Source organism: Roseateles sp. P5_E11, assembly GCF_054049355.1.
Genome location: NZ_JBFUMO010000086.1, coordinates 1 through 15101 on the forward strand (window position 1 = coordinate 1; position 15101 = coordinate 15101).

Annotated in this window: 15 protein-coding genes; 4 read left to right on the forward strand and 11 right to left on the reverse strand. The window is 69.8% G+C overall.

Annotated features, from left to right (window positions below):
* The 8 genes from ACXJKR_RS09310 to ACXJKR_RS09345 all read right to left on the reverse strand — a co-directional run.
* Window positions 1-1486: B12-binding domain-containing radical SAM protein (locus tag ACXJKR_RS09310; protein ID WP_457322606.1), on the reverse strand; the 1486-nt coding region annotated here is incomplete at its 3' end.
* 25 nt (window positions 1487-1511) lie between these two features.
* A complete protein-coding gene (locus ACXJKR_RS09315; protein WP_457322607.1) occupies window positions 1512-2594 on the reverse strand; it encodes a hypothetical protein in 1083 nt (360 codons plus the stop codon).
* Window positions 2591-3040, reverse strand: a complete 450-nt coding sequence (locus ACXJKR_RS09320; RefSeq protein ID WP_056197307.1) for a hypothetical protein — start codon at window positions 3038-3040, stop codon at window positions 2591-2593. Before ACXJKR_RS09320 ends, ACXJKR_RS09315 begins: the two co-directional genes overlap by 4 nt.
* 73 nt (window positions 3041-3113) lie before the next feature.
* Window positions 3114-3824, reverse strand: coding sequence for a TorF family putative porin (locus tag ACXJKR_RS09325; RefSeq protein ID WP_457322608.1), 711 nt, complete (start codon window positions 3822-3824; stop codon window positions 3114-3116).
* Window positions 3824-5029, reverse strand: coding sequence for a S8 family peptidase (locus ACXJKR_RS09330; protein ID WP_457322609.1), 1206 nt, complete (start codon window positions 5027-5029; stop codon window positions 3824-3826). Before ACXJKR_RS09330 ends, ACXJKR_RS09325 begins: the two co-directional genes overlap by 1 nt.
* Window positions 5026-5637 carry a zf-HC2 domain-containing protein gene (locus ACXJKR_RS09335; protein ID WP_457322610.1) on the reverse strand — a complete coding sequence of 204 codons (612 nt, stop codon included), beginning with the start codon at window positions 5635-5637 and terminating at the stop codon, window positions 5026-5028. The genes ACXJKR_RS09330 and ACXJKR_RS09335 overlap by 4 nt, the downstream gene beginning before the upstream one ends.
* Window positions 5637-6272, reverse strand: coding sequence for an RNA polymerase sigma factor (locus tag ACXJKR_RS09340; RefSeq protein WP_457322611.1), 636 nt, complete (start codon window positions 6270-6272; stop codon window positions 5637-5639). Before ACXJKR_RS09340 ends, ACXJKR_RS09335 begins: the two co-directional genes overlap by 1 nt.
* Before the next feature lie 88 nt (window positions 6273-6360).
* Window positions 6361-8571, reverse strand: coding sequence for a hypothetical protein (locus ACXJKR_RS09345; protein WP_457322612.1), 2211 nt, complete (start codon window positions 8569-8571; stop codon window positions 6361-6363).
* A gap of 92 nt (window positions 8572-8663) precedes the next feature.
* Here ACXJKR_RS09345 and ACXJKR_RS09350 point away from each other — a divergent pair, with 92 nt between their 5' ends.
* From ACXJKR_RS09350 to ACXJKR_RS09365, 4 genes are read left to right on the forward strand one after another with little or no spacing between them, the layout of a single operon-like run.
* On the forward strand, window positions 8664-9842 hold the full coding sequence (locus ACXJKR_RS09350; protein ID WP_457322613.1) for an MlaE family ABC transporter permease: 1179 nt from the start codon (window positions 8664-8666) through the stop codon (window positions 9840-9842).
* 1 nt (window position 9843) lies between these two features.
* The gene (locus ACXJKR_RS09355) at window positions 9844-10692 is read left to right on the forward strand and encodes an ABC transporter ATP-binding protein (RefSeq protein ID WP_457322614.1); all 849 of its coding nucleotides are present in this window, start codon (window positions 9844-9846) and stop codon (window positions 10690-10692) included.
* 4 nt (window positions 10693-10696) lie between these two features.
* Window positions 10697-11653 (forward strand): MlaD family protein, encoded by a 957-nt coding sequence (locus ACXJKR_RS09360; protein WP_457322615.1) that lies wholly within the window; start codon window positions 10697-10699, stop codon window positions 11651-11653.
* Complete coding sequence (locus tag ACXJKR_RS09365; protein WP_056197320.1) at window positions 11650-12228, forward strand: ABC-type transport auxiliary lipoprotein family protein; 579 nt, start codon at window positions 11650-11652, stop codon at window positions 12226-12228. Before ACXJKR_RS09360 ends, ACXJKR_RS09365 begins: the two co-directional genes overlap by 4 nt.
* Before the next feature lie 27 nt (window positions 12229-12255).
* On the opposite strand, the gene ACXJKR_RS09370 is transcribed toward ACXJKR_RS09365, so the two are convergent.
* Genes ACXJKR_RS09370 through ACXJKR_RS09380 form a run of 3 tightly spaced genes read right to left on the reverse strand, consistent with a single transcriptional unit; the run spans window position 12256 to window position 15011 of the window.
* A complete protein-coding gene (locus ACXJKR_RS09370) occupies window positions 12256-13038 on the reverse strand; it encodes a PEP-CTERM sorting domain-containing protein (protein WP_457322616.1) in 783 nt (260 codons plus the stop codon).
* Between the two features lie 13 nt (window positions 13039-13051).
* Entirely contained in the window at window positions 13052-14023 is a 972-nt protein-coding gene (locus ACXJKR_RS09375) for an alpha-ketoacid dehydrogenase subunit beta (protein WP_457322617.1), read from the reverse strand.
* A gap of 13 nt (window positions 14024-14036) precedes the next feature.
* Window positions 14037-15011 carry a thiamine pyrophosphate-dependent dehydrogenase E1 component subunit alpha gene (locus tag ACXJKR_RS09380; RefSeq protein ID WP_457322618.1) on the reverse strand — a complete coding sequence of 325 codons (975 nt, stop codon included), beginning with the start codon at window positions 15009-15011 and terminating at the stop codon, window positions 14037-14039.
* Between the last annotated feature and the right edge of the window lie 90 nt (window positions 15012-15101).

A 15101-nucleotide genomic window follows, 5' to 3' on the forward strand; every position in this document is an offset into this window, starting at 1 on the left:
GGGTGAAATCCGTGCGCGTCGGGTAGCGGGCGTTGATCACCGTCTCGAAGTCATGGATGTGGCGCACCATTGCGGTCGTCAGCCACGGTGTCAGCGGATTGCGATGCAAGTCGAAGGACTCCCATGACGGGCTGACCCATTCCTCCAGCGTGCTCGGGAAGCGGAATCCCGCGGCCTGGCTGTGCTGCTGCAGCGTGCTGCCCTCGGTGGGCACCGGGCTGTAGATGTAGAGGATGATTTCGGTCGCCGGGCTCTGGTCTTTCAGGCGCCGGATGAAGCTGATGTCGCGGTGGATCTGCGCCCAGACCTCGGCCTCGGTGGGCCGGGGAAAGCCCAGCACGAACGAATACTCGGGAATGATGCCGAACGACAGCAGGCGGGCGGCGAACCGCAGGATCTGCTCGCCTGACTGGCGCCCACCCTTATCGACCATGGCCAGCACTTCGTCGTCGCCGCTTTCGGCGCCGAAGAAGATCATGCGGCAGCCCGCTTCGCGCATCAGCGACAACGTCTCGTCGCTGTAGCGGTCCAGCGTGTCGATGCGACCTTCGCCCCACCAGGTCACGCCCTGCCCACGCATGCGCTCGGCGAAGGCGCGCACGCGTTTCTCGGCAACAAAGAAGTTGTTGTCGGTGAATTCGATGGCATCCACGCCATGCATGTCGCGCATCTGCAGCACGTCGTCGGCGACAAGCTCGGCCGAGCGCGCCACCCAGCGGCCTTGGTAGAGCGGCACCACGGCGCAGAACGCGCACATGAACGGACAGCCCATGCTGGTGTGCATGGCATGGGTCCGGCGGCCAAGGAAGGTGCGCGGCAGATAGCGTTTGATCGGATGACGCCGGGCCAGCAGTTTCAGCGGCAGTGATGGCTGACTGTCGAGGTTCGGCAGCGGGGCCTTGCCGGTGCGCACCACTTCGCCACTCCGCTGGAAAATCAGCCCGGGGATCTGGTCGGGCGAACGGCCCGCGCACAACGCCGCCAGCAATGCCGGCAGTGAACCCTCGCCGGCCGATTGCACGACGTAGTCCACCCAGCCCGACTGAAGGACGGCCTGCGGATGGTTGGATGGAAAGTAGCCGCCCCAGATCGTGACGACCAGGGGAAAGTGCTCGCTAACCTGGCGAGTGATCGGCACCGCCTGCCGCAACTGCGGTCCAGGCATTACCGTACAGCCGAAAAAACCGAATCGCCCGGAAGCCAGCAGCCTCTCGATCACCACCCAGGGATCTGGCTCGAGGTTGCCGTCGACCAGCTCGACGTCATAGCCGTCGCCAAGCGCCGCCGCAATGTGCAGCAAGCTGTTGGGTACGCGGCCTGTGCGGGTCGCCCAGGGGTTAAACAGCAGAATGGCTGGCTTAGGCCGCAGCGTCGGGACGGCGGCGGAGGCAGCGGCACCCCCAACCGCCGGCGACGAGCCTTTGCGCCTCCCGTAGAAATGCATCGGCACACCCACCGCCGCTTGCACCTCGGGCTCGGCACTCACGCCCGCCGTCTTTGGGCCGATGACGCTAGAACATTCCATGCAGTTCGACAAAGCTTTGCCGCCGGTTGTCGATGGCGTTCTGCGGGATGCCACCAAACTTGCGATAGCCCGCGCGCAGCTGCGCGAAGGCGAAGGGCGTGTACTCGTAGACGAGGCTGTAGCGCACCTTGTTGTCGTGGGCCACACGGCGGTCAGGGTCGAGGTACTCACCGGTGAGCTTGAGGTTGTGGCCCTGCTGCACCAGCCAGTTGGCCTCCAGCAGCGTCGCGTATTGCTTGCGCTTGCCCTCGGGGTAGCCGGCGTCGCTGACCATGTCGATCTCGGCCAGCCAGGCCACCGGCCCGGTCGTCGTGCCGGCAAAGAGGCCGTAAGCCTGGCGGTTGCCTGCCGCCGACTTGACCTGCGCGGCCGCTGCGCCGACGCGGCCCCAGGGCTGCATCCAGATGGCCTGGGCCGTCGTCTGGTGGCCGTTGGAATTGCCCGTGTTGCCAGGGCCGTTGCTGCGCACGAGCTGCAGGGACCAGTCATCGCTCTCGTGCCCCAGCTCAAGGCCCTTGTCGGGCACGGTCATGCTGACCCCGCTGAGCTGGCGAACGAAGGCCAGGCTGTCCTGCAGGCGCCAGCCAAAGGGCAGGTAGAACTGGCCGGCCTTGGCATACCAGCCCAGGCCGGGCGTCTGCAGGCGCACATAGGCCTCCTGGCGCTCGGACTTGCCGGGCGCGACCTGCTGATCGAGGTAGGCGCCGAGGTAGTCCTTGATGAGCTGCACGTCGGCGTACAGGCGCACCTGCTCGGTACCGCCGACGCTGCGCGTGGGCTGGCCCGAGACGGAGGTGCGCGTCGTCGCTGTGCGCAGGTCGCCGCCCAGACGCAGGCGATCATCCAGCAGCGAGCCGTTCCAGCCCTGCAGTGCGTCGGGCAAAGCGTTGGCCGGGATGACGTTCTGCGCGAAGGTGTTGCCCACCGCATTGCGCAGGCCGCCGCCCGAGGGGTTCACATGGCAGGCCACGCATTTGAGGCCGGCGCGGATGGCGAGATAGGGCTCGGCCTTTACGGCCGAGAACAGCAGCGCGAGGGCCAGGCCGAGAAGCAGTCGTGCGGCCATCATTTCTGGGCTCCGTTGTTGATCCATTGGCGGATCAGGCCGATGGTCTGGGCATCCAGATAAGGACCACCCAGCGGCATGCGCGCACCGACGGCCTGGTGGCCTTCGAGCTTGTGGATCAGGTAGCTGTTGTCCGCATCGCCCGGCGCCACGCGCTTGAGCGCCGGCACGCCGCCGCTGGATACACCCACCAGCATCGCGAAGCTGTTGGTCGCGTCCAGCCGCAGGCCGCGGGGCGCGGCCGCGCCGGCGTGGCAGGCCGTGCAGACGGGCGTGAAGACATGCGACTGGATGGAACTGAAGCTGGCCGTCATCGGGCCGCTGGGGTCGTCGCCCTCGCCGAGCGGCCGGCCGTTGGCGTCCAGCCCTTCACCGCTGCCGCCGCCGCAACCCGCGATCAAAGCGGCTGCAGCGCCCAGCGCAGCCACCCATGGTTTCGAGATCCTCATCACTGCCCTTTCCTGGCTTCACTGCGGCGTGAGTGCCAGCGCCTGCAGCGCAGGTTCAAGGCAAGCTAGGGATTCAGAACGCGGTCGTCAGGCCGAGCACCAGCGCGCGCCGGCGTGTCGCGTCCGTCCAGGTGTAGGGGCCGCCGCGGCCGGCTGCTGTCCAGGCAAGCTGCAGATCGCTGCTCGCGCCGAGTTGCCAGGACGCACCCAGGCGCAGGTCCGCACGCGTCGCGCCATGCGGCTCGGCATAGGGCGAGGCCCGGCCGCCGCGGCCGTGCAGCAGGCCGACATGCCCCAAGGCCGCCACGCCCCGCGCCAATGGCCAGCGCAGGTTGAATTCGGCATAGACGCTGCGCTGGCCGATGCCGTAGTAGTCGGGCGAGACATAGGCGCGCAGGTTCCAACGCTCCCCCAGCAGCCCGGCATAGACCTCCTGGTAGTCGTAGCGCGACACGTTCTCGTAGGCATGCGCGACGATGCCGGCCTCGCCGTCCAGGCCCGGCGCCAGGCCGAAGACCCGGCCGCCATAGAGCTGCAGCGCGGCGCCACGCCGCTGGGAAAAGCGAGCATGCGCCAGCTGTGCCCCGCCATACCAGCCAGCCTCGCCGTCCCAGGCCAGGCCAAGCTGGGCGCTGGGACGGTTGGCGCTGTACGACATGCCGCGCTCCCGCGCATCCGTCTGCAGCGACAGCGTGCCGCCCACGTCGGCCCAGGCTGCGCCCGCGCCGGCCAGCAGCGTGGCGACCAGCGTCGTCAGTCGGGCCAGGTGCGCGGGGGGAAGCATCAATCGGCAGTTTGCCCCAGCATCTTGCAGGTTGGGCCGCGAGTACCGGCGTGGCGGGCCAGTGTCGCGCAGCTGTCGATGCGGCCCTGGGCGGTGTTGACCAGCGCCGTCTTCAGCGCCAGGGTGCCGCGTGTGCCGTCGAGCTCGCGCACCAGGGCGAGCAGGCCGGTCGCATGCGCGGCCGCGAAGGACGATCCCGATACCAACGACCAGCCACCGCCCACGGCCGTGCTGGGCACGTCACGCCCCGGCGCGATCACGGCGCCTGCGGGCAGTGGCGGCGCGAGGCCGACGACGAGCACGCCGGGATGGTTGGCCGGAAAGGGCCCGTTCTCGCTCGGCATCGCCGCGACCACGGTGGCGCCGCGCGCCTGGGCCTGGTCCAGCAGCAGCGCGAGCAGGCGGTCGTCCGGCCCGCCGAGGCTCATGTTGATGATGTGGGCACCCTGCTGGATGGCCGCGTACAAGGCCTTGGCCAGGCCCAGGCTCGTGCACAGCGTCTGGGTGCCTGCCGCCTGCCAGCAGGCACGCAGGGCCAGCAACCGGGCCTGGGGCGCGATGCCGGCGATGCCYAGGCCGTTGTCGGCCCGCGCCGCGATGATGCCGGCCACGGCCGTGCCATGGCCCTCGGCCGGCAGTGCCTTGTCGTCGACGAAGTTCTCGTTGAGGGCGACCTGGCCGGCGRGGTCGGGGTGGTTGGCCTCCACGCCGCTGTCGACGATGGCCACGCGCACGCCGCGGCCGGTAGCCAACTGGTGCAACTCGGCCAGATGCCACTGGCGTGCAGCCGGCTGGGCCTGGTAGAGCGGCTCCTGCTGGCTGCCCTGGGCGCGGTAGAGGCTGACGGGCTGGGCCCAGGCGACGCGCTTGTCTTCGGCCACGGCCTCGGCGACCTTGATCGGGCTGCGCGTGTCGCCCTCGGGCAGGCGCATGACGAAGCAGTCCACGCCGGCCAGCGGCATGGCCCATTCGCTGCGCATCTCCAGCTTGTGGGCCTGGGCCAGCGACTGGGCGACCTGCTGGCGCGACTGCCGGCCCACGCCCTCGCCGTAGGTGCCTGCATAGCTGCCGTCGGGCCGGTAATGGGCCTTGGGCAGCTGCAGCATGACGAGGACCTGGCGCTGGGCCTCCTCGGCCTGGGAATGGGCGCCACTGCCGGTCAGGCAGCAGGCCAGCAGCACCAGCAAGCGCAGCCAAAGTCTCATTGGGCCGGCCCCGGTTGCAGCGGCTCGGCCAGGGCGACGATGGGAGCCGTGCGCAGGGCGGCGAGGCCCCGGGCGTCGACACGCAGCAGCCAGGCGCCGGTCTCCGTGGGGCCGGCRACGACGCCGGCGCCCTGGGCCTGCAGCAGTTCCCGCACCGCCTTCTCGGTGGTGCCGGGCTTGAACATCACCAAGGCATCCGCCACGACCGGCACGCTGCCGCTGGCGGACAGGCCCTGGTAGGTCGGCCCGTCGGGGCGCGGCGCCAGCACCAGGGCCAGCAACAACGCGACGGCCGCACCTTGCAGGCCCAGGGCCCAGGGCATCCAACGCGCCGCACGGGCAGGTTTTGGCTTGGCAAGCTGCATCAGCGCATGCATCTTCGCCAGCCCCGCCTCGACGTCACCGCCCTGCAGCGGCGTACCGGCCACGTTCAGCAGCGTCTGCATGGGCTGCTCGGCTGCCAGCTCGTTGCGGCAGGCGGTGCAATGCAGCAGATGGCGTTGCACCTGGCCGGTCTCGTCCTCGCCCAGCTGGCCGCGCGCATACCAGGGCAGCAGCGCCTGCACGGCGGCATGCTCGTCATGTTCCATCGGAATCACCACACTCATCACAGTTCTCCTTGCTCCAGCCCGGCGAGATCGTCGAGCAGGAGGCGCAGCCGGCGCCGGGCATAAAACATCCGTGTCTTGACGGTCTCGGGCGGGCAGCCGACGACATCGGCGATCTCGGCATAGGCCATGTCATGGAAATAGCACAGCTCCACGACTGCGCGGTGCTCCGGCGACAACTCGGCCATCGCTGCGCGCAGCCGGCCGCGCAGCTGCTCCAGCCCCAGGCGCTGCTCGGGTCCTGGCCCTGGGTCGGTCGGCTCCTCGACGCTGTCGCCGTCCACCGGCAGGTCCTGGCGGCTGAGCGCCTTCAGGGCCTTGCGGTAGGCGATGCCGAAGATCCAGGTCGACAGCTTGCTGCGCCCGTCGAAGCTGTCGGCGCGCTGCCAGACGACCATCAGGGTGTCGTTCAGCACCTCCTCGATGGCTTCCGGCTGGCGCATCAGATGCGACAGAAAGCGCCACAGCCGGGGGTGGTAAACCCGATAGAGGGCGTCGAATTCCGCCCGCTGCCCGCGCTTGATGCCCTCCARCAAGGCCAGTTCCAGCACCTCGGCCGCCGGCCCGCGGGCAGAAGCAGCCGGGGCCGACGGGGCGTCATCGCGCTTTTTCCTGATGCTGGGCCACTTCAACATGCTCGCCACACGGGGTTCCATTGCGTATGAGTCCCGGCTCGGTGCCAGGAGGTTCAAAGCGATGGTAGCGAGCCCCCGGCTCAGGGGGCTAGGCCAGGCCGGCCAACGTCATCTCATGCAGCCAGTGCGATTCGGCAAAGCCCTTGGTGTCATAGAGCTTCTTCAGGCGCACGGTGGGCACGGGCAGCTTGCAGGCGGCCGCGGTGAAGTTCTGCTCGCCCTTGCCTTCCTTCCAGGCCGACTGCCAGACCGTCGCCAGCGTGACGGCGCCGTCGGCCATGCGGTTCATGGTGCGCTCGCCCAGTGCGGCCCACATCGCCGCCGACTGGCCACGGCCATGCACCCGGCGGTAGACCTCGAGCACCTCCTCGGGCGGCAACTCCTCGATGGTGCGGCGCATCAGCTGCACGACGGCGTCCGCCGCCGCCATGGGGCCCGTGAACAACGGGCGCTTCACCGCCGCACCCACGCGCTGCTTGACGCCGACCACCACCTCGTCGGCGGCCTGGTTCAGCATGTCGTCCTCGTAGACGGCATGCACCTTGTCGTCGTCGGCGTCGTCCGGCTGGCCATGGTGCAGCTGCGAGACATGCAGGGGCTGGCAGGCGTCGCCAATGTAGTGGGCCAGCACGCCGGCGGCACAGACGTAGGCGTCGAGCTGCTTGGCGGCAGCGGCCTGCACCATGACCTTGTAGAGCTCGGCAACGCGAAACGGCAGCGCGCCACGGTGCGCGGGTTTGCGGGCGGGGTCGATGCTGCTGTAGAACTGGTCCCACACCTGCGGGTCGCGCGACGCCGGGTCCTGCTGCCAGAGCTGGATCAGCGTCCTGCCCTGGAAGGCGGGCCCGCGGCCGGGCTCGTCCATGTCAGCGAAGTGGTTGGCCTTGTCCTTGCCTCGGGTGCTGCGCCAGACCAGGTCGGGCACATCGGCCAGAGCGATGAATTTCGATGTCTGCGTGGCGCCGGGCAGCTTGCCAGCGGTGATGTCCTCGTCGCTGACGCCGATGGCCGTCGCATTGGCCTTGAAGACGGCCTTGGCCTTGGCCGTCTGCAGCGCGAAGCAGGCGGCATAGCCGATGTTGTAGTGGCCGACCTTGCCCCAGTAGCGGCTCTGGCCGCTGCGCCAGTCCTCGACGAGCTCGACATTCAGCGCCTTGCACAGCGAACTGAAGCCGGTGGCCAGCGCGAACTCGGTGGCGCGGTTCGAATGCAGGGCGCCGAAGCCATGGCCGCCCCATTGCACGGCCAGCGGCCGGAAGTTCACCGGCGCAGGGGCGCCCTGGTCCTTGGCGGCGCGGTCGGCCACCTCGTCCCAGAACCACACGGCACCGGAGTCGCCCGGGCGCGTCTGCACGGTCTGGCCCGGCCGGCGCGGGCCGATGAGGAATTCCGCCAGCGCATCCACGCCGCCCACGCTGGCATGGCGGTAGAACAGCCCATGCACGCAGCCCTCGGTGCGGATGCCACCCGGCAGCTCCGTGAACAGCGGGCAGCCGATCAGGTTGAGGCTCATCTTGTCGGAGCTCAGGTCGATGACGGGGCCGAAACCGCCGACGCCCAGGTACTGGGAATTGGTCGAGCCGATGCTGTCGAGTTTGACGAGGGCGGCGTCCAGCGTCAGCCGGGTATCGCGGCCGGCAAAGCCGGGGTAGATGTCGGCCAGCGGCAGCGCGTCGACGCTGCGCGACGTGATGTGCCCAATGCCGACCTTCTTGCCACGCGGCAGCGCAAAGACCGGCGCGCCGGGCTCGGTGCCCGAGGTCACGTGGCGGCTGACGAGGGCGAAGGCGCAGGCGCCGTCCTCGACGATGGCCGACGCCACGCCCATGCGGGTCGCACCCTGGTCGGCCACATGAACCTGGAAATTGGGGCCGAACTTGTCCGCGGCATAAAGGGCCGTGTCGGCCGGCGGCAGGTTGGCCACGCGCCGCTGCACGAGCACGGGGCAGGTGCGCACCTGGCGGCCGTCGGGCAGGTAGAGCACCGGCGGCACCGCCAGCTCGGGGTGGCGGGACAGCGTCTTGCGGTCCAGCCATTCGGTGACGAAGACCAGCACGCAGGGCCAGGACCAGGGCCGGAAATTGCTGTTGTCCAGCGTGCGGGGGCCGAGCTCCTTGCCGGTCTGTTCGGCATGCTCGTCGGCGTAGTTGGGGTCGTCCAGCCGGATGCGGTAGCGGCCCATGGCCGTGCCGATGACGGTGGGCAGGTTGGCGATGTGGACGTGGTACTGGTCGCGCGCCTCGAGCAGGTCGCGCACGCTCAGGGTGCGCGGGTCGGCGCGGCGGATGAAGCGGTCCATAGGGTCTTTCGCAGGGCGGATCAACGGCCGGACGCTATCAAGCCCCGGCCCCCGCCGCCTCATCAAGCCTTGGGAGGCGCTATCGTTGCACCATGAGCGAAGCCGGCGCCCTGCCCCTGGACACCCTGACCTCGGCCTGGGCCGGCGGCGCATCCGACGCCGAGCCGCAGTTGCAGTCCGGCGGTGGCGAGACCGGCAGCGGCCGTGAATGGCGGGTCAGCGGTGACTGGACGGTGCTGGCCCTGCGCGAGCGCTATGTGGAATTCCGCCAGCGCGTGGCCGCCGCCGTCACCGAGACCCCCGATGCGCTGTGGGACCTGCGTGCCCTGGGGCGGCTGGACACCGCCGGCGCATTGACGCTGTGGCAGGGCTGGGGCCGCAAGCCGCCGCGGCGGCTGCTGTGGCTGCCCGAGCATGTGACGCTGTTCTCRCAGTTCATGCAGCCCGGCGCCTTCCCGAAGCGCAAGCGCAGCCTCGGCCCCGGGCTGGAACTGGCCAGCTTGAAGACCCTGGCCTTCGCCCGCCATGGCGTCGACATCGTCGCCCTCATCGGCCGCCTGCTGCTGGACTTCGTGCAGATGCTGCGCCACCCCTCGCTGATCGGCTGGCGCGAGATCTCGGCCAATGTCTACCGCACCGGTGCCCAGGCGCTGCCGATCACCGCCCTGGTGGGCTTTCTCGTCGGGCTGACGCTGTCCTATCTGATCTCCCGCCAGCTGAAGGCCTATGGCGCCGACATCTTCGTCATCAACATCCTCGGCCTGGCGGTACTGCGCGAACTGGGGCCGCTGCTGGCGGCCATCATCGTGGCCGGCCGCTCGGGCTCGGCGATGACGGCGCAGATCGGCGTCATGCGAGTCACGCAGGAGCTGGACGCGCTGTCGGTCATGGGCATCTCGCACACCGTGCGCCTGGTGGCGCCCAAGGTCATCGCGCTGGCCATCTCGCTACCGCTGGTGGCTCTGTGGACAAGCGGGCTGATGCTACTGGGTGGCATGACGGCGGCCAGCGCCCAGCTCAAGCTCGACCCGATGCAGTTCGTGCACATCCTGCCCAGCGTCGTCGAGCCCGTCAACCTGTGGCTGGGCTGGATCAAGTCCATCCTGTTCGGTGGGCTCATCGCGCTGCTGGCCTGCCATTTCGGGCTGCGCGTGAAGCCCAATACCGAGAGCCTGGGCCAGAGCGTCACGCAGTCGGTGGTCACGGCCATCACGCTGGTCATCGTCGTTGACGCGGTGTTCGCGGTTCTCTTCTCCAACCTCGGGGTCTGAAATGAACGATCCGGAACCCATCATCGAAGTCGAGAACGTGACCACGGCCTATGGCGGCCATGTCATCCATCGCAACCTCAACCTGACCGTGCACCGCGGCGAGGTGGTGGCGCTGATCGGCGGCTCGGGCTCGGGCAAGACGACGCTGCTGCGCCTGCTGCTCGGCCTGGAAGTGCCCCAGGCCGGCACGGTGAAGATCTTCGGCCACCCGCTGGGCCGCTGCGCGGTGCGCGACCTGGAGTGCGTGCGCTACCGCTGGGGCGTGCTGTTCCAGGCCGGCGCGCTGTTCTCGGCGCTGAGCGTGTATGACAACGTCGCCCTGCCGCTGCGCGAGCTCAAGAGCGTGCCGGCCGACCTCGTCAAGCCGCTGGTCATGCTGAAACTGGCCCAGGTCGGCCTCAAGCCCGAGGACGCGTTGAAGCGCCCGGCCGAGCTGTCGGGCGGCATGGTCAAGCGCGTGTCGCTGGCGCGGGCGCTGATCCTCGACCCGCAGTTGCTGTTCCTGGACGAACCCACCGCCGGCCTGGACCCCGACAGCGCCAAGCAGTTCGTCAAGCTGCTGCGGCGCCTGCGCCAGGAGCTGGGCCTGACCGTCGTCATGGTCACGCACGACGTCGACACCCTGTTCGCCGTCGTCGACCGCGTTGCCGTGCTGGCCGACCAGCACATCATCGCCAGCGGCCCGCTGTCCGAAGTGGCGCGCCTGCCCCATTCCTTTGTGCGCAACTTCTTCCTCGGCCATGTCGAGCGCTGCGCCGAGGAGGATGTGCGGCGCTTCCGCCTCAGCCTGGACGACACGAGCGATGACGGCGGCGTGCCGGCCGTGCTGCGTGAAGACGCTAACGTCTGAACTTATGGAAAACAAAGCCCACGCCCTGGCCGCCGGCCTCTTTCTGCTGCTGCTCGGCCTCATGCTGGCAGGCAGCGTCGCCTGGTTCCAAGGCGACCGCACCGAGCGCGTGCGTTACACCGTCGTCGCCCGCAGCGGCGTGCCCGGCTTGAACCTGAAGGCGCCGGTCAAGTTGCGCGGTGTCGAGGTGGGCTACGTCGAGACGATTGGCTTCGACCCGGTCGACCCGCGCCAGATCCTCGTCGGCATCGCCGTCGATGCGGCCGCGCCCGTGTCGACCCAAACCTATGCCCAGCTCGGCCTGCAGGGCGTGACCGGCCTGTCCTTTGTCGGCCTGGAGGAGGCCGATACCAAGGGAACCCTGCAGCGCGCCGCACCCGGCACCCGCCTCGCGCTACGGCCGACGCTGCTGGATCGCCTGGCCGAGAGCGGCCCGGGCCTGGTGACCGGCTTTGCCGAGACGGCCACCCGGCTCAACGCCCTGCTCAGCGACGACAACCGCATCCAGCTCGGCAAGACGCTCGCCGAGCTGCAACAGGCCGCCGGCGACACCAGCAAGCTGATGGCTGCCCTGCAGCCCAGCGCCCGCGAACTGCCGGCGTTGCTGAAGGACTCCGACGCCACCGCCAAGCGCGCTCAAGCCGCGCTGACCCGCATCGAGGCGCTCGCCGCCGATGGCCAGTTGCTCGCCCAGGATCTGAAGGCCCGCGCCAAGGCGCTGGACCAACTGGAGGCCGCCGCCGCCCAGGTGCAGGCCACCAGCCGCAGCCTCGAACTCGCGCTGGTGGGCGACACGCCGCCGCGCAACCGGCCTGTGCTGGCCGACGTGTCGGCCGCCAGCCGCAGCATCGAGCGCGCCGCCAACGACCTCGGTGACCAGCCGCAGAGCCTGCTGTTCGGCCGCAGCGCGCGGCCGCCCGGGCCCGGCGAGACGGGTTTTGCCGAACGGCTGAAGAAATGAAAACAGCATCGATCCTGCTGGCCGTCGCGCTGGCCTTGAGTGCCTGCTCCCTCGCACCGACGGCGGCACCCCGGGCCGTCTACGACCTCGGCCCCGCGCCTGCGGCGGCCGCCAGTGGTGGTGCGCTGGCCTGGCGCGTGGCCGATGTGACGGCGCCGCCCTGGCTGTCGGGCGACGGCATTGCCTATCGCCTCAGCTTCCAGCAGGCCCAGCGCCTGGAGCATTACCGCGACAGTTTCTGGGCCGCACCGCCCGCGGCCCTGCTGACGCAGCGGCTGCGCGAACAACTCGTCACGCCACCCGCCTGCGCTGGCCGGCCGGCGGCGCTGCTGGCCATCAACCTGGACGAGTTCGAGCAGGTGTTCGCCAGCCCGGCCAGCAGCCAGGTCGTGCTGCGCCTGCATGCGACGCTGTGGCCCGCCGGCGCCACCAGCCCGCCAGTGCAACGCCACTGGCGCATCGAACGCGCCGCCGCTACACCCGACGCACCCGGCGCCGTGCGCGCCATGGCCCAGGCGGTGGACGAAATGCTGCCGCAACTGGCCGACTGGCTGGCGGCATCCGCCTGCCGCTGAATCCGGCACGGGCTGCGAGTCCAGGCCTTACCGGGCGGTCGATGGGCCAGCGCGGCGGCGCTGCAAGCGGACCAGCACCAGCAGGCCGGCGCCGGCCATCATCCAGCTCGACGGCTCGGGCACGGCCGCCGCCGTCATGAACTGGCCCGAGGCCGAGCTCGTCATCACGCCGTCGGGCAGGGTCCAGTTGAAGTGCAGGGTGTTGCCGAAGTCGGCGCTGGTGTTGGGGCTGCCGGCATAGGGCAGCGCCACGGCCGAGGTGTGGAGCTCGGCATAGATGAAGACCTTGCTGTTGCCCAGGGGGATGGCCAGCTCATCGCCCAGGACCGTCGTGCCGGATTTCAGCTGCATGGCCGGGGCGTAGTCGTTCAGGTGATCGAAGAAGTCGGCCTTGGGGTCGCCGACATAGAAGCGCGCCCAGGCCTGCGCATATCCGCCGGGTGTCAGCGTGCCGTCGATGCTGACGGTGAGGTTGGCCAGGCCGAGGTTCTGGCCGTTGTGGAAGGCCACCGTGTCCCAGAAACGGGCCAACGATTCGGCGCCCGTCTGGGCATGGCAGCCCGGGCATGGTATGGCGCTGGAGGCCGCGTGCAGCGTGCCGTCGCTCAAGGCAGCCATGCCCCAGGCATAGGAGTACTTGTAATACGACGGCGTGTTGGCCATGGCCGAGAAGCTGCCTTCGCCGCCGCTGCGGTTGCCGCCCGTCGTGCCGGCATAGCTGCCGTAGTTGGGCGTCGCGGCTTGCGCGGTGAAGGTCAGCAGGGTGGCGCTGGCCAGGGCCAGCGCGAGAGTCATCGAGGTCTTGTTCATGGTGGTCTCAAGTTCAGACATTCAGGGGTTGGGTGTTCATCAGTGCCCGCGCGCGGGCGGCGATCTGTTCGGGCCGGGGCACGGCGGCCTGCTCCAGCGGCCAGCTGGCCAGCGCCGGGGCGTCGGGACCGGTCAGGCGCCGGGGCGCGACCTTCAGTTCGGCAAAGGCCTCTTCGGCGACGACGGCGCACAGCTCGGCCGCCAGGCCGCACAGGCCGCTGGCCTCGGTCACGCACAGCAGGCGGCCGGTCTTGCGCACCGAGGCCAGCACGGTGGCCGTGTCCAGCGGCTTGAGACTGCGCAGGTCGATGACCTCGGCCTCCACGCCATCCGCCTGCAAGGCCTGCGCAGCGGTGAGGCAATGGCCGACGGTCTTGCCGTAGCCCACCAGCGTCAGCGCGTCGCCGCGCCGGCGCACCGCGGCGCGCCCGGGCAGCAGCAGTTCGTCGCCATTCACGTCGCCCGGCGCATGGGCCAGGCCGATGTCGCTGAACAGCAGGCTGGGCAGGGGCTGACGCAAGGCACCGGTCAGCAGCCCGGCGCTGTCGCCCGGCGTGCTGGGCATCAACACCTGCAGGCCGGGCACGTGGGCGAACAGCGCCTCCAGGTTGTGGTTGTGCTGGCCGCCGATGGACCAACCGGCACCGGTCTGGGCCAGCACCACCATCGGGAACTCGAACTGCCCCCCGCTCAGCGCCCCGAGCTTGCCGGCGCTGTTGACCAACGCGTCCATGGCGAGCATCAGGAAGGGCGAGAACAGCAGGTCCACGACGGGGCGCAGGCCCATGGCCGCGGCGCCCACGGCACAGCCGACGATGCTGGCCTCGGCCAGCGGCGTGTTGCGCACGCGCTCGGCACCGAAGGCGGCCAGCAGTTCTGGGTTCTTGGTGGCCACGCCCTCGCCGATGAAGATGACGCGCTCGTCGGCCGCCATCGCGCGGCGCAGCGCTGCCATCAGCGCTTGCTGGGAAGTCATTGTTTGCATCTCTCGTGCTCCTTCAGGCCAGTTGGGGCCAGGGGGCCGCAAGCGCGGCGGCATGGGCCTGCTCGATGGCGCCACGCACCCCGGCCTCGCGGCGGGCCAGGTCATCGGCACTCAACATCAGCCGTTCGGCCTGGCGTTGGATGGGGTCGCGCTTGAGCCACTGGGCATGCTCGGTGGCACAGACATAGGCCTGGTCGTCGGGCTCAAAGTGGCCGCGTTGGCGGTAGGTCGTCAGCTCGAGCAGGCGCGGGCGGCCGCTGTCGCGGATGGCGGCCACGGCCTGCACGGCGGCGGCGTGAACGGCCTCGACGTCATTGCCGTCCACCACCTCGGCCACCAGGCCAWGGCCCTGCACCCAGTCGGCCACGTGCTCGCCGGGCATGGTCTCGCGGCGGTGCACATAGGCCTGCCACTGGTTGTTCTCGCAGACGAAGAGAATCGGCAGGCGCCAGGTCGCGGCCAGGTTGATGGCCTCGTGGAAGATGCCCTGGCAGGCCGCGCCGTCGCCGAAGAACACGGCTGTGATGCCCTCGGGCTGGGCGCCGAGCTTCTGAGCCAGCGCCACGCCCGGCGCCAGCGACAGCCCACCGCCGACGATGGTGGACGTCAGCACCACACCCAGTGCCTTGACCGAGATGTGCAGCGAGCCCGAGTGGCCACCGCAATAGCCGCTGGCGCGGCCCAGCACCTCGGCGAACAGGCGCTCGGGGTCGGCGCCGCGCGCCAGCAGGTGGCCGGCGCTGCGATGGTTGGTGAGCAGCTTGTCCTGCGGGCCCAGGGCGGCGACGACACCGGCGGCGCAGGCCTCCTGGCCGACCGATGTGCAGGTGCCGGGGTTGCTGGGCGAGGCGGCGGCGATGAGCTGCTGCTCGTAGGCGCGGATCAACAGCATGGCGTCCAGGCGGGAGGACAYGGTCGAGGCGGTGGCGGCGTTCCCAACGGGTGCTGCCGGCAGTTCGCGCGGCGTGGGAAGGGTGTTCGTACTCATGTCGGTCTTTCTCAGTTCAGCAATGCGGCAAGGCGCGACAGATCCAGCGCGGCGACGGCGTCGCGCATCGGGGTCGCATAGGCGGGGTTG

Coding starts and splice junctions, on each gene's coding strand:
- ACXJKR_RS09315 (WP_457322607.1), bottom strand. CDS start 2,594: ATGATGGCCGCACGACTGCTTCTCGGCCTGGCCCTCGCGCTGCTGTTC.
- ACXJKR_RS09320 (WP_056197307.1), bottom strand. CDS start 3,040: ATGAGGATCTCGAAACCATGGGTGGCTGCGCTGGGCGCTGCAGCCGCT.
- ACXJKR_RS09325 (WP_457322608.1), bottom strand. CDS start 3,824: ATGCTTCCCCCCGCGCACCTGGCCCGACTGACGACGCTGGTCGCCACG.
- ACXJKR_RS09345 (WP_457322612.1), bottom strand. CDS start 8,571: ATGGACCGCTTCATCCGCCGCGCCGACCCGCGCACCCTGAGCGTGCGC.
- ACXJKR_RS09355 (WP_457322614.1), top strand. CDS start 9,844: ATGAACGATCCGGAACCCATCATCGAAGTCGAGAACGTGACCACGGCC.
- ACXJKR_RS09360 (WP_457322615.1), top strand. CDS start 10,697: ATGGAAAACAAAGCCCACGCCCTGGCCGCCGGCCTCTTTCTGCTGCTG.
- ACXJKR_RS09365 (WP_056197320.1), top strand. CDS start 11,650: ATGAAAACAGCATCGATCCTGCTGGCCGTCGCGCTGGCCTTGAGTGCC.
- ACXJKR_RS09370 (WP_457322616.1), bottom strand. CDS start 13,038: ATGAACAAGACCTCGATGACTCTCGCGCTGGCCCTGGCCAGCGCCACC.
- ACXJKR_RS09375 (WP_457322617.1), bottom strand. CDS start 14,023: ATGCAAACAATGACTTCCCAGCAAGCGCTGATGGCAGCGCTGCGCCGC.